The following is a 13,173-nucleotide window of genomic DNA, read 5'->3' as shown; positions in this document are numbered from 1 at the left end:
TTGCTAAGAGACTTAGTGGAGGGGGAGTTGTCATGCGCGTGCTCATCATCGGAGCGGGGACCGGAGGCCTGTGCCTGGCGCACGGCCTGAAGAAGGCCGGCGTGGGCGTGGCCCTGTTCGAACGCGACCGCACACCGCGGAGCATGTTGATCGGCTACCGCGTCGGGATCAGCCCCGACGGCAGCAAAGCGCTGCACAGCTGCCTGCCGCCGGACGTGTTCGCCGAGTTCGTCCGCACCACGGCCAGGCCGCCGAAGCACATCGTCATGCGGACCGAGAAGTACAAGGAACTGCTGGTCGGCGAGATCGACACGGAGCTCGACGACAGCCGCAGCGAGAAGTCGGTCAGCCGGATCGCGATGCGCACGGCGCTGCTCGGCGGCCTGGACGACGTCGTTCGGTTCGACAAGTCGTTCCGGCACTACAGCCACAACGACGACGGCACGGTCACCGCGTTCTTCGACGACGGCACCTCCGAGACCGGCGACGTGCTGGTGGGCGCGGACGGCGCGCAGTCCAAGGTGCGCAGGCTGCGCCTGCCGGACGCCAAGGTCGTCGACACCGGCATCACGTCGATCGCGGGCAAGCTGCCGCTGACCGACGAGACCGTGAAGCTGCTGCCTCCGCTGGCCGACGGCGGCATCACGCTGCTGTTCGGGCCGCAGGGCGAGTTCGTGATCATCCACGTGATGCGCTTCGACGGCACGGGGATCGAGGACGACTACATCATGTGGGCCTACGCCTCCGCGCACGAGAAGTTCCCGGACATGAAGGGCATGAGCCCGGCCGAGCTCAAACAGGTCGTGCTGAACATGACCCCGAGGTTCCACCCGGACCTGCGCAGGATGTTCTCGCTGGCCACTCCCGAAACCGTGTTCCAGATCAGGGTCCGCACGTCCGAGCGGCTGCAGCCGTGGGAGCCGAGCAACGTCACGATGATCGGCGACTCGGTGCACCTCATGACCCCGGGCCGCGGCATCGGCGCGAACACGGCGCTGCGCGACGCGGAACTGTTGTCCCGCAAGCTCGCCGAAGCCCATCAGGGCAAGGACGTCGTGCAGGCCATCGGTGAGTACGAGCGGGAGATGGTCGAGTACGGGTTCCAGGCCGTGGAGGCGTCGCGCGAGATGATGGACGGCCGCAGCCTGGCCCACAAGCCTGTGATCGGACGGGTCGTGTCGGCGTTCTCGCGGACGTTCCTGCGCGTGACCAACGCCGTGCCGCCGCTCAAGCGGAAGATGATGGCCGAGGACGCGGCCGAACGTGATCACGTAAGTTCGGCGCATGAGGTTGTTCGCGCCGGGTGAGGTCGTGGTGCGGCGCGAGGTGCTGCACGGCAAGGTCTGGTCGGAGATGCCGACGAGAGTGGTCGTCGACGAGCCGGGGCTGCTCGCGGTGTTCGTGGAGCCGGGCACCCGGCTCACCTACCCCGACCACCACCACCCGCACCCGTGGGACACGCCGACGCGCGGGTTCTGGCGCGGCCACGGCAAGCTCATGCTGCACCGCCCGCAGGACGCCTACTCCGTCGACCTGTTCTGGAAGGGCGAGGACCGCAGGTTCGGCAACTACTACCTGAACCTGCAGGCGCCCTACCGGCGCGTCGAGGACGGGTTCGAGACGCTCGACCACGCCCTCGACTACACCGTCGCCCCGGACGGCACCTGGGCGCAGCGCGACCTGGACGAGTTCGAGGAGCAGGTCGCGTCGGGCAAGTACTCGGCCGCGGAGGCCGGGGAGATCCGGGCAGAGGCGCTCAAGATCGAGAAGATGCTGGCGTCCGGTGAGATCTGGTGGGACACGGCCTGGGCGGCGTGGACGCCTTGAAGGTGCGGCCGCTCACGTTCGACACGCTCGTCGCCGAGATCGTCGGCCAGGTGTCGAAGGTCGACGGGCGGGTGCGCGTCCTCGTCGACGGCGCACCCGCCGCCGATCCCGGCAGGCTCGCGGACGCCGTCGTGGAACCGTTGCGCGCCTTGGGCCGCGCGGTGCGGCGGGTGTCCCTCGAGGACTTCCTGCGCCCGGCGTCGGTACGCCTGGAGCACGGCCGCACCGACTCGTACTCCTACCGGCACGACTGGTTCGACTACAAGGGACTGCAACGCGAGGTGCTCGACCCGGCGATGGACGGCAGGGTGCTGCCGTCGTTGTGGAACGCCGCCACCGACCGCGCCAGCCGCGCCGAGTACGCAGACCTGCCGGAGAACGGCGTCGTGCTCGTCGACGGCACGTTGATGCTCGACCGCTGGTTGCCGGCCGAGCTGACCGTGCACCTGTGGCTCTCCCCCGGTGCTTTGAAGCGCAAGACCACCGAGGAGTGGACGCTGCCCGCGTTCGACGACTACGACCCGGCGGCCGACCTCTTCGTGCGCTACGACCACCCGGAACGGCCAGGTCTGGTCGAGTCGTGAACCGACCGGCTCTCTGCGGACATGAGTGGAGCAGAGAGGAGGGTCCGTGACCGACGAGGAACTCTGGGGGCAGGTCCGGGCCGGCGACGGCGAGGTGTTCGGGCAGCTGTTCGAACGCCACGCCCAGGCCGTGTTCGCCTACTGCCTCCGCCGCACCGGCACGTGGGCCGTGGCCGAGGACCTGGTGTCCGTGGTGTTCATGGAGACGTGGCGCAAACGCGCGTCCGTGACGGTCGACGGGTCGCTGCTGCCGTGGCTCTACACCGTCGCACTGGGCGTCACCCGCAACCACCAACGCGCCCGCAACCGGTACAAGGTCGCTCTTGGCAAGGTTCCGCCGCAGCACGCGGACGACGACCACGCCGACGACGTGGCACGGCGCGTGGACGCGGAGGCCAGGACCAGGGCCGTGATCGCGGAACTGGAGAAGCTGCCCGCCGGGGACCGGGAGGTGCTGGAGATGTCCGCGTGGTCGGACCTCAGCCAGGCGCAGATCGCCCAGGTGCTCGGCATCCCGGTCGGCACGGTGAAGTCCCGACTCGCTCGCGCGCAACGCACCGTGCGTGGCGCATTGGTCGAGGAGGCACTGTGATCAAGCCCGACGTCCCGCAGATGGACCCGTTGCGGCTGCAGGTCCGCAAACACGCGCTGCTGAACGAGATCAGCTCGAAGCCGTCCCGCCGCTGGTGGCGCTTCGCCGTGCCCGCGACGGCGCTCGTGGCCGCGGTCGCCGTGACGATGGTGTTGTGGACGCCGACGAACCCGAACGCGTCCGCGTCGTGGACGGCCGAACCGAGGGCTCCCGGCGCGGACACCGAGGCGGCGGTCGCGGAGTGCCGGGAGATGATCGAGGAGGGTGACCGGCGCGAGAAGCCGCCGAACTTCCCCGAGGCGCCCACCGAGGTGTCGGTCGTGGACCAGCGCGGGATCATGACGCTGGCGCTGTTCACCGGCCCGCAGAGCGAGCTGATCTGCCGGCACGTCCAGGGCGGCTACACGAGCCTCACCGGCAGTGGGCGGGCCGAGGGCCTGGAGCAACTCGGCGACGAGTTGTTCAGGTCGTTCGGCGCCAGCATGCACTCGGAGCGCAACGGGCGGAACCCGACGCGCATCTTCAGCGGCATGGTGAGCCCGAAGGTCGGCAAAGCCCTCATCCAGACCGAGGACGGGCTCAGGGTGACGGCGACCATCGGTGAGGGCTGGCTGCTCGCGTGGTGGCCGAGCAAGGAGGACGCGACCCTCATCACGTTGTACGACCACCAGGGCAACGAACTCGGGACTCGACCAGCCATCGTTCGGTAGTCTGCGAGGCATGTGGCGGCCGGAGACCAAGCAGCGGGCGATGCTCGTGCTCGCGGTCTTCCTGCCTGCCCTCTACGCCTTCACGCTGTTCTCGTCTCCGACCGAGGTCGTCGCGGCCGTGACCGCGCTCGCCCTCGCGTTGATCGTGGTCGTCGCGCTGGTGCCGCTGTCGGTGGCACCGGCGCGGTCGCTCTCGATCCGCGAACGGGCCCAGCGCACGGCACAGCTGCGTCTGCGGAACCCTGACGCAGCAGGAAAATCCCGTCCCCGAGCACCGGGATGCCGGACGTTCTGACACGTCCGCACGTCCCCAACTCAAGACGGAGAAACCTCCCTTGTTCGCTGACCTGGGCGCCGCCCTGGCGAGCTTCGGCATGCCCGCGCTCGCCATCGTTCTGTTCACGATCGTCGTGCGGCTCGCGCTGCACCCCTTCTACCGCGCGGCCGTGCGCGGCGAGAAGGCCAAGGCCAAGCTCGCGCCGGAGATCCAGAAGCTGCAGAAGAAGTACGGCAAGGACCTGATGCGGTTCTCGGAGGAGTCGCAGAAGGTGTACAAGCGCAACGGCGTGTCGATGTTCGCCGGCATGCTGCCGATGCTCGCCACCGTCCCGTTCTTCATGGTCATCTACCAGGTGGTGACGACGCCGAACCCGTTGCTGGAGGGCACGTTGTTCGGCATCTCGCTCGGCACGCACTTCACGTCCGGGTTCGCCTGGGTGTTCTTCGTGCTGTTCGGTCTGCTCGCCGTCGTCGCGTATCTGACCGTGAAGTGGCAGCAGTCGCGGATGACCACCACGCCTCAGCCGGGGTTCATGACCGGGCTGATCAAGGTGCTGCCGTTCGGGACGATCCTGGTGGCCGCCTACCTGCCGCTGGCCGCCGGGTTGTACCTGCTCACCACCACGACGTGGACGATCGCGGAACGGGCGCTGCTCTACCGCATCCTGAGCTGAAGCTGGGCGATGAGCCGGACGAGCGGGTCGTCCAAGTCGAGGTCGATTCGCTTGAGCCGGTACCTCAACGTGTTGGGGTGCACGTGCAGTCGCTCTGCTGCCGCGCGCACGTCACCCAACGCGTCGAGGTAGGCCAGCAGTGACTTGGCGAGTTCGGGGTCGAGAGCGTCGATCCGCGGGTCTCTGATGCGCGGGTTGTCCTGCAGCAGAGCCAGGATCTCGCTCACCAGCACCTGGGAGCGGACGTCGGCGAGCGTCGCGACCTCGGCGTCGAGGTCGCGGGCCATCGCGTCCAGCACGCGTTCGGCCTCCTGGCGGGAGACCTGCGCGTCGTCCAGTGTGGACACCGTCGAGCCGACCGCCGCCTGCACCGCCGTGTGCAGGTGGCGGCGTGCCGTGGTGACGATCTCCCTGGTCAGGCTGAGGAGCTGGGCGTTCGGGGCGAGGTCCGGCAGCAGGACGTAGGTGCGTCCGCCGGACTCGCTGACCAGCGCGCTGCGCCGGTACGCCGCCGCGTGCACGGAGATCAGGCCGGTCATCTCGGCGCGGCGGAGCTCGTGTTCGCTGCGGTCGCCCTCGGCGCTGCGGACCGCGAACACCACGACGGCGGCGGGCTTCTTCGGGTCGGCGCCGATCTGGCCCGCGACCGTGGCGGCGTCCATGCGGCCGGTGAGCAGGGCGGCGAGGAGGTTCTCGCGGAACCTCGACGTGGGCTGGTTGCGCTGCTGGATCAGATGAGGGGCGGTGACGCGGGCCGCGCCGAGCAGCGCTCGTTCGGCCTGCGCGGTCAGCGGCTGGTCGCCCTCCTGCACCCAGATCGTGCCGAGCGGTTGCTGACCGGCGTGGATGCCGACGGCGATGCGCCTTCGGATGCCCAGCTCGGGGCGTTCGTCGATGCGCACGACCTCTTCGCCGGAGCGCAGCAGGTTGTAGACGCCCCACTCGCGCAACATCTTCAGATAGGGCTCGGGGCCCTGGCGGCCGAGGATCGACAGCCGGCGCAGTTCGTCGACCTCGTCGGACGAGCGGGAGTAGGCGAGCACGCGGCTCGCGGTGTCTTCGATGCTGACGATGCCGCCGGTCAGGGTGGCAATCGTTTGCGCGAGCGCGAACAGGTCGCCGAGCACTTCGCCGTCGTCGGTGGTCGTGGTCAGCACGCCCTTGGCCAGCGACTCCAGGTGGCCCCAGCGGACCTCGGGCCGGACCTCCAGCAACGCCACGCCCGCGTCGGTGGCGGCCTGTTCGAGGGCCTGGGAGCTCTCCTTGACCGCGACGGCAGCCGCTTTCGCCCGCCCTGCCGCCCTGATCAGCGGCAACGCGGCCCTGCCACGAGCACCGATCAGCAGGGCGAGATCACCTGCGGCGACATCGGGCGGGTCGTCCGGGTCCATGATCGCGACGTCGCGCACGACCACCTCCAGGCCACCGGGGGCGACCTGCAGTTCGACGAGCGGATCGCCGAGCGCGATGAGAACGTGGCGGAGACTCGACACTGTTCGATCGTACATCTGACCTGGTGAATCTTGGCCTGTTGAACAACCGAGGCCAGGTCGTGCGGACTTACGGTTTGCGTACCGAACAAGCCCATAAGGAGTTGCGAGTGGACGCGGTCACCCAGGTTCCCGCCCCGGTCAACGAGCCGGTCCTGCAGTACGCCCCCGGCACCCCGGAGCGCGCGGAGCTGCAGGCCAAGCTGGTCGAGCTGCAGAAGGAGCCGCTCGACCTGACGCTGACCATCGGCGGCGAGCAGCGCATGGGTGGCGGTGAGCGTGTCGACGTCGTCCAGCCGCACAACCACCGCTCGGTCCTCGGCACGCTGGCCGGTGCGACCCAGCAGGACACCGTCGACGCCCTGGCCGCGGCCCGCGAGGCCGCCCCGGCGTGGCGCGCGATGTCGTTCGACGACCGCGCGGCGATCATCCTGCGTGCCGCCGACCTGCTCGCCGGCCCGTGGCGCCAGACGCTGAACGCGGCCACCATGCTCGGCCAGTCGAAGACCGCGATCCAGGCGGAGATCGACGCGGCCTGTGAGCTGATCGACTTCTGGCGCTTCAACGTGCAGTTCGCCCGCACCCTGATGGCCGAGCAGCCGATCTCCTCCCCCGGTGTGTGGAACCGCACGGACCACCGCCCGCTCGAGGGCTTCGTCTACGCCATCACACCGTTCAACTTCACCGCCATCGCCGGCAACCTGCCGACCGCGCCCGCGCTGATGGGCAACGTGGTGCTGTGGAAGCCGTCGCCCACCCAGTCGTTCGCCGCGCACCTCACCATGCGGCTGCTGGAAGAGGCGGGCATGCCGCCCGGCGTCATCAACCTGCTGCCCGGTGACGGTCTCGCGGTGTCCGAGGTCGCTTTGAACTCCCCCGACCTCGCGGGCATCCACTTCACCGGCTCCACGCCGACGTTCCAGAAGCTGTGGGCGCAGGTCGGCGCGAACATCGCCAACTACCGCTCGTACCCGCGCATCGTCGGCGAGACCGGCGGCAAGGACTTCATCCTCGCGCACCCATCGGCCGACCCGGACGTGCTGCGCGTGGCCATGATCCGCGGTGCTTTCGAGTACCAGGGCCAGAAGTGCTCCGCCGCGTCGCGCGCCTACGTGCCGCGCTCGGTGTGGAACAAGATCAAGGACCAGTTCCTAGCCGAGGTCGACGCCCTGACCTACGGCGACGTCACCGACTTCTCGAACTTCGGTGGCGCGGTGATCGACCGCCGCTCGTTCGACAAGCTCTCGGGCGTGCTGCAGGCCGCTCGCTCCGACTCCTCGCTGGAGATCGCTGCTGGGGGCACGGCGGACGACTCGGACGGCTTCTTCGTTCGGCCGACCGTGCTCGTCGGCTCCGACCCCACGAACTCCGTGTTCACCACCGAGTTCTTCGGTCCGGTGCTCGCGGTCCACGTCTTCGAGGACGCCGACCACCTGACCGTGCTCAAGCAGATGGAGAGCGCGGCGCCGTACGGCCTGACCGGCTCGATCATCTCGCGTGACCGCACGGCCGTGGCGCACGCGCAGGAGGAGCTGCGGTTCGCCGCGGGCAACTTCTACGTCAACGACAAGCCCACCGGTGCCGTCGTGGGCCAGCAGCCGTTCGGCGGCGGGCGCGCGTCCGGCACGAACGACAAGGCGGGGTCGGTCCACAACCTGCTCCGCTGGGTCAGCCCGCGCTCCATCAAGGAGACGTTCGTGGCCCCCACTTCTCACCTCCACCCGCACCAGGGCTAGATCCGGCCCTTCTGAGTGAGGGGAACGTCGTTGCGCCACAAGCACTTCGACGTTCCTCTCACCTTTCACACCCCGAGGACGTGAACCATGTTGCGCTCCAGCCTTCTTTTCGCGGCCCGCAACGCGAGCGCCCGCAAGCTCGTCGAGTCGACGCCGCTGACCCGGCCCGTCGTGAACCGGTTCATCGCCGGTGACGACGTCTCCTCCGCGATCCGGGCGACCGCCGAGGTGCTCGCGGACGGGCGTCTGGTGACCCTGGACCACCTCGGTGAGGACACCTTCGAGGAGTCGCAGGCCAACGCGACCGTCGAGGCGTACCTGACGCTGCTGTCGCGGCTGGAGTCGCACGGGCTCACCGAGGGCGCCGAGGTGTCGGTGAAGCTGTCGGCCGTCGGTCAGTCGCTGGCCGTCGACGGCGAGAAGATCGCGCTGGAGAACGCTCGTCGCATCTGTGCCGCCGCCGGTGTCGTCGGCACGACCGTGACGCTCGACATGGAGGACCACACCACCACGGACTCCACACTGAGCATCCTGCGTGAGCTGCGGGTGGACTTCCCGTGGGTCGGCGCGGTGCTGCAGGCTTACCTCAAGCGCACCGAGCAGGACTGCCGCGACCTCGCGTACGCCGGTTCCCGCGTGCGGCTGTGCAAGGGCGCCTACCAGGAGCCCGCTTCCGTTGCGTACCAGGACAAGCACGACGTCGACCTGTCGTACGTGCGCTGTCTGAAGGTCCTCATGGAGGGTCAGGGCTACCCGATGGTGGCCTCGCACGACCCGCGGCTCATCGCGATCGCCGCCGACCTGGCGTCCGCCCGCTCGAAGGACTCCTACGAGTTCCAGATGCTGTACGGCATCCGGCCCGAGGAGCAGCGCCGCATCGCCGCCGAGGGCAACCGCATGCGCGTCTACCTGCCGTACGGCGACGAGTGGTACGGCTACTTCATGCGCCGTCTCGCGGAGCGTCCGGCCAACGTCGCGTTCTTCGCCCGCTCACTGCTCACCAAGAGCTGAGGCCGTCTCCAGGGCGAACTGCAGCTTCACCGGCTCGCCCGCCTCGCGGAGGATCTCGACCGCGCGGTGGGTGAGCTGGAGTGCCTTCTCCACCTCGTACCTCGTCTCCGCGCACAGCTTCCCGTAGATCGTCAACGCGTCGGCGTACCCGGCGTGCCGGTCGAGCTCGAGCCCGGCCAGGTGCCACAGCACCACGGCCGTGTGCGCGGTGTTGCGCGCTTCTTCCTTCCGTTCCGCGCCGCGGAGTCTGCACACGTGCTGCTGCAGAGCCGAGAGGTAGACGGTCGGCGCCGTCCTCGCCTTCAGCGTCGCGCAGGCGCCGACCGCGAACTCCGACATCCCCACGGCACGGACGTGGTGGTCCGATTCGGACAGTGCCCTCGCCAGGTTCTGCAGCGGTGGCACCAGTTGCGCGCCGAAGTACTCGACGAGTTGTGATGGCAGGCGGTGGCAGACGTCGAGGCACTCGTCGGCGGTCTGCAGCGCCCGATCGTCCTGGTCGCGCAGGAGCTGCTGCCGGGCCAGGATCGCCAGCGCGACCACGAGGCCCGCCTGGTTGCGGACCAGGTCGCAGGCGACCAGTTCCCGGTACACCGCAACGGCTTCCTCGGCCGCGCCGACGTCACCGACGACCTGGGCGACGTTGAGCAGGGCCGCGCCGAGGCCCTTGCGGTCGCCCGTCTCGCGCCAGAGCATCACGGCCTCGCGGGCGGTGAGCGCGGCGTCGACGTCGTCGGCCAGCTCCAGCAACGCCTTGCTGCGGTGCGTCAGCGCTTCGGCCAGCTCCTTGCCGAACGCGGCGGGGTTCACGACGGCGAGGCGGCGGAAGAGGTCGACGGCCTCCTTCAGCGTCTCGCTCGCGGCCCCGGCCCTGCCCAGGTCGGTGAGCATGGTGCCGGCCGCGACGAGGTTGCGGGCGAGCTCCGGTTCGAAGCGCGGGTCCTCCTGGGCGATCACCCGCCAGTTCGCGATGGCGAGCTGCATCGACTCGGCGGCGTGCTGCTTGTCGCCCTCCACGTGGAAGCGGCGGGCCATCGCGGCGGCGACCCTGGCGAAGTCGGCGCGGAAGAGCGCCGGGTGGTTCTTCGCGAGCTCCTGGAAGAGCCGGGTGGCGCGGCTGATCGCGGTCATCGCCTCCTGCTCGTGACCGAGCGCCTGGTAGCGGTAGCTGATCTGCTCCAGGGCCGACGCGAGCTGCGGGACGGTCTCCGGGTCCTCCTCCGCGATCTCGCGCCAGAGGCTGATCGCCTCCTCGGAGACGGCGAGCACCTCGTCGTCGCGCTGGGCGTTGATCAGTCTGAGCCCGAGGTCTCCCAGCGCGTCCGCGAGCAGCGGCCGGTTCTCCCGGTCCTGTTCCACGAGCTCGCGGTAGCACGCGACCTCGGAGCGGGAGGCCTCGACGGACTCCTGGCGCAGGCCGCAGACCATCGTGCGGGCGCTGAGCATCCCGTACATCTCGGCGCGGTCGAGGACGTCGCCGGCGCGCTCGACCAGCCGGCGGGTGAGGATCGACGGGAGGGCGTCGGTGGCGAACCGCTCGTCGCGGAAGACCTTGCGCGCGATGGCCTCCAGGGTGGCGGGGGACCCGATCTCGGCGGCGATGCGGAGGCTGTCGCGGGCCATGTCCCGCACCACCTCCGGGTCGCCCGTGATCAGCTCGTCGAGCCTGGGCCTGAGGTTCGGCCACCTGAGGGCGGCTCGCGCCAGCAGGTCCGGATCCGGGCTGTCCGGGGTGGCGACCGCCAGGTGGTCCTCGGCGATGCGGCCCGTCCTGCGGCCGTCGTCGCGCCCGAGGAGCTGCCGGACGAGCTGGGTGCGGTTCACGTCGCACGGGTCGCCGTGCACGGCCGTGAGCGCGGCCATGTGCAGGTCGAGGACCGTCTCCCCGGCGATGTTGGGCGGCGGCTCGTCCGGGGCGGTGACGTCGAGCTGCTTGGCGAAGTGCTGGCAGGCGAGCGTGAACGACTCCGCGCGGTCGTCGAGCGTCGGGGCCAGCTCGAGCGCGGTGACCTCGTGGTCGAAGTCCGCGATGCGCTGGCGGGTGGAGGACCACCACCAGCCCGTCGTCCTCGCCGCCAGCAGCACCCGCGTGCGCGCCGGGCCGTCGCGCAGCGTGTCCTGCAGCTGCCGGAAGACGGCCTGCCACGGGAGGCGGTCGGCGTCGTCGATCACCAGCAGCCTGCCGTGCTCGGCGTCGGCCCAGTGCTCGTCCCGGAAGTGCTGGAGCAGTCTCGTCTTGCCTGCGCCGGCCGGGGCGTGCAGCAACACGGACGCCCGGGGCGCGGGGCTGTCACGCCAGAGCGCGAGTGAGTGCGACTCGGATTCTCTGCCGTGGAAGGGGACCACCTGATGGGTGGGATCCAGCAAAGCGGCGACGCTGAGTGCTCGGTCCACCACTTCATAGTCGGTCGCAGGGGAGGTCCGGGGTAGCAAGACCACACCATCGTGGCCTTTTCCCGTTTTTCCTTCACACCATTGCTGACTGGCTTGGAGGAGCTCCACCGGTTAGCGGGGCCCTGCAAACGTTTCCAGTTCAGCCTCCGCTGAAACTGTCAGACCTCCTCGGCACAATCTGGGGTGTGCTGGTCGCTCTGGTCGTGGACGCGGACGGTGCGGGGCGGTGGCAGAAGCTGCACGCCGACGGGACTCCGGAAGGTCCCGTCATGGCAGCGCCTTCGGTCGCCTCGGCCGTCGCGTCGCTGGAGCGCGCCCACAGACCGAGGTGGGTGTGGGCGGACACGTCCGAGGTCTACCCCGTGCTGCTGCGTGCCGGCGTGCGCGTCGACCGGTGCTGGGACCTGCACCTGACGGAGGCGTTGCTGCTCGGCGTCGAGGGCAGGCACCGCGAGCCGAAGGAGCTCGCGGGGGCGTTGGCGCGGGTGCTCGGGCTGCCCGCCCCGGCCGACGTCGGGCCGCCCAAGAAGGACGACGCGCTGACGTTGTTCGGGCCGGAGCCGGTGGTGCTGCCGGGCGGCACGGACGAGCTGACGGCGGTGTCGCTGATCTTCCGCGCGCAGCAGCGGAATCCGGCGCTGGGGCTGCTGATCGCGGCGGAGTCGGCGTCGGCGCTGGTGGCGGCGGAGATGACGCACCACGGGCTGCCGTGGCGGGCGGACGTGCACACCAGGTTGCTGGAGGAGGTGCTCGGGCCCCGACCGGCGCCCGGCACGCGGCCGAAGTTGTTGCAGGACCTGGCGGATCAGATCCAGGAGGCGTTCGGCGGCCGAGAGATGAACCCGGACGCGCCGGCCAGCATCGTCCGGGCGTTCGCGCGGGCGGGCATCGAGGTGCCGTCGGCGCGGCGGTGGGTGTTGAAGAAGGTCGATCATCCTGCTGTGGCACCACTTCTCGACTACAAGGAGCGTGCACGGCTGTGGGTGGCGCACGGCTGGACGTGGCTCGACGCGTGGGTGTCGGACGGGCGGTTCCGGCCTGACTACGTCGTCGGGGGCGTTGTCACCGGGCGGTGGGCGTCGCGCGGCGGTGCGGCGTTGCAGATCCCGAAGCTGATGCGGCAGGCCGTGATCGCGGACGACGGCTGGTGCCTCGTGGCGGCGGACGCGTCCCAGCTCGAACCGCGCGTTCTCGCTGCCCTGTCAGGGGATTCGCGGCTGATCGAGGTGTGCGGGGACGACGACCTGTACGCCGCGCTGGCCGCGGACTCGTTCAAGGGCGAGCGGCCGCGCGCGAAGATCGCGATGCTGTCGGCGATGTACGGCGGCACGGCAGGCGAGGCCGGGGCGCTGCTCACCGTGCTGCGCAAGAGGTTCCCGGTCGCGGTCGGGTACGTGGAGGACGCCGCGCGGGCCGGTGAGCAGGGCAGGATGGTGCGCACGCGCCTGGGCCGCACGTCGCCCACGCCGTCGGCGGCCTGGCAGGAGCTGACCGGGGGCGCCGACGACTCCGGGGAGTCGTCGAGCTCGTCGCGGCAGGCGGCGCGCAACTGGGGCCGGTTCACCCGCAACTTCGTCGTGCAGGGCAGCGCGGCGGACTGGACGGCGGCGTTGCTGGGCGTGTTGCGCACCCGCCTGCCCGCCGACGCGCACCTGGTGTTCTTCCAGCACGACGAGGTGCTCGTGCACTGCCCGCGCGCCGACGCCGACGCGGTGGTCGAGGCGATCGCCGAGGCCGGGCGCGAGGCGACGCGGCTGGTCTTCGGTCAGACATCGGTGCGCTTTCCGATGAACGCAGTGCCCGTGACCTGCTACGCGGACGCGAAATAAGTCCAAACGAGACAGTGCCGTTTTGCGTCGTTAGTCCGAACGGGCGC

Annotated in this window: 12 protein-coding genes; 10 read left to right on the top strand and 2 right to left on the bottom strand. The window is 70.0% G+C overall.

Going from position 1 to position 13,173, the window contains the following annotated elements; all coding sequences use genetic code 11:
- Window positions 1-32 precede the first annotated feature (32 nt).
- The 7 genes from IE307_RS26605 to IE307_RS26575 are packed head-to-tail and all read left to right on the top strand — an operon-like array spanning window position 33 to window position 4,666.
- The gene (locus IE307_RS26605; RefSeq protein WP_191302074.1) at window positions 33-1,307 is read left to right on the top strand and encodes an FAD-dependent oxidoreductase; all 1,275 of its coding nucleotides are present in this window, start codon (window positions 33-35) and stop codon (window positions 1,305-1,307) included.
- Window positions 1,285-1,827, top strand: a complete 543-nt coding sequence (locus IE307_RS26600) for a ribonuclease FAU-1 family protein (protein ID WP_191302073.1) — start codon at window positions 1,285-1,287, stop codon at window positions 1,825-1,827. The genes IE307_RS26605 and IE307_RS26600 overlap by 23 nt, the downstream gene beginning before the upstream one ends.
- The gene (locus tag IE307_RS26595; RefSeq protein ID WP_191302192.1) at window positions 1,824-2,411 is read left to right on the top strand and encodes a nucleoside/nucleotide kinase family protein; all 588 of its coding nucleotides are present in this window, start codon (window positions 1,824-1,826) and stop codon (window positions 2,409-2,411) included. Before IE307_RS26600 ends, IE307_RS26595 begins: the two co-directional genes overlap by 4 nt.
- A 46-nt stretch (window positions 2,412-2,457) precedes the next feature.
- Window positions 2,458-3,003, top strand: coding sequence for an RNA polymerase sigma factor (locus IE307_RS26590; RefSeq protein WP_191302072.1), 546 nt, complete (start codon window positions 2,458-2,460; stop codon window positions 3,001-3,003).
- On the top strand, window positions 3,000-3,713 hold the full coding sequence (locus IE307_RS26585; protein WP_191302071.1) for a hypothetical protein: 714 nt from the start codon (window positions 3,000-3,002) through the stop codon (window positions 3,711-3,713). The genes IE307_RS26590 and IE307_RS26585 overlap by 4 nt, the downstream gene beginning before the upstream one ends.
- Before the next feature lie 10 nt (window positions 3,714-3,723).
- A complete protein-coding gene (locus IE307_RS26580) occupies window positions 3,724-4,008 on the top strand; it encodes a DUF6412 domain-containing protein (protein WP_229905080.1) in 285 nt (94 codons plus the stop codon).
- Window positions 4,009-4,048: 40 nt separating this feature from the next.
- Window positions 4,049-4,666, top strand: a complete 618-nt coding sequence (locus tag IE307_RS26575; protein WP_191302070.1) for a YidC/Oxa1 family membrane protein insertase — start codon at window positions 4,049-4,051, stop codon at window positions 4,664-4,666.
- On the opposite strand, the gene IE307_RS26570 is transcribed toward IE307_RS26575, so the two are convergent.
- Complete coding sequence (locus IE307_RS26570) at window positions 4,648-6,174, bottom strand: PucR family transcriptional regulator (RefSeq protein WP_191302069.1); 1,527 nt, start codon at window positions 6,172-6,174, stop codon at window positions 4,648-4,650. The two genes, IE307_RS26575 and IE307_RS26570, sit on opposite strands and share 19 nt — an antisense overlap.
- A 92-nt stretch (window positions 6,175-6,266) precedes the next feature.
- Here IE307_RS26570 and pruA point away from each other — a divergent pair, with 92 nt between their 5' ends.
- Together pruA and IE307_RS26560 are read left to right on the top strand one after the other, a co-directional pair.
- Entirely contained in the window at window positions 6,267-7,892 is a 1,626-nt protein-coding gene (gene pruA, locus IE307_RS26565; RefSeq protein WP_191302068.1) for an L-glutamate gamma-semialdehyde dehydrogenase, read from the top strand.
- Window positions 7,893-7,979: 87 nt separating this feature from the next.
- Window positions 7,980-8,903, top strand: a complete 924-nt coding sequence (locus IE307_RS26560; RefSeq protein ID WP_191302067.1) for a proline dehydrogenase family protein — start codon at window positions 7,980-7,982, stop codon at window positions 8,901-8,903.
- Here IE307_RS26560 and IE307_RS26555 read toward each other — a convergent pair.
- Window positions 8,883-11,297 carry a hypothetical protein gene (locus IE307_RS26555; protein ID WP_191302066.1) on the bottom strand — a complete coding sequence of 805 codons (2,415 nt, stop codon included), beginning with the start codon at window positions 11,295-11,297 and terminating at the stop codon, window positions 8,883-8,885. The genes IE307_RS26560 and IE307_RS26555 overlap by 21 nt on opposite strands.
- 185 nt (window positions 11,298-11,482) lie before the next feature.
- Here IE307_RS26555 and IE307_RS26550 point away from each other — a divergent pair, with 185 nt between their 5' ends.
- The gene (locus IE307_RS26550) at window positions 11,483-13,126 is read left to right on the top strand and encodes a bifunctional 3'-5' exonuclease/DNA polymerase (protein ID WP_191302065.1); all 1,644 of its coding nucleotides are present in this window, start codon (window positions 11,483-11,485) and stop codon (window positions 13,124-13,126) included.
- The last annotated feature ends 47 nt before the right edge of the window (window positions 13,127-13,173 follow it).

Origin of the sequence: Lentzea cavernae (assembly GCF_014653695.1) — a bacterium.
Lineage (GTDB): Bacteria > Actinomycetota > Actinomycetes > Mycobacteriales > Pseudonocardiaceae > Lentzea > Lentzea cavernae.
The sequence above is the reverse complement of the archived record's forward strand: the minus strand, read 5'-3'. Positions and strand labels throughout refer to the sequence as shown.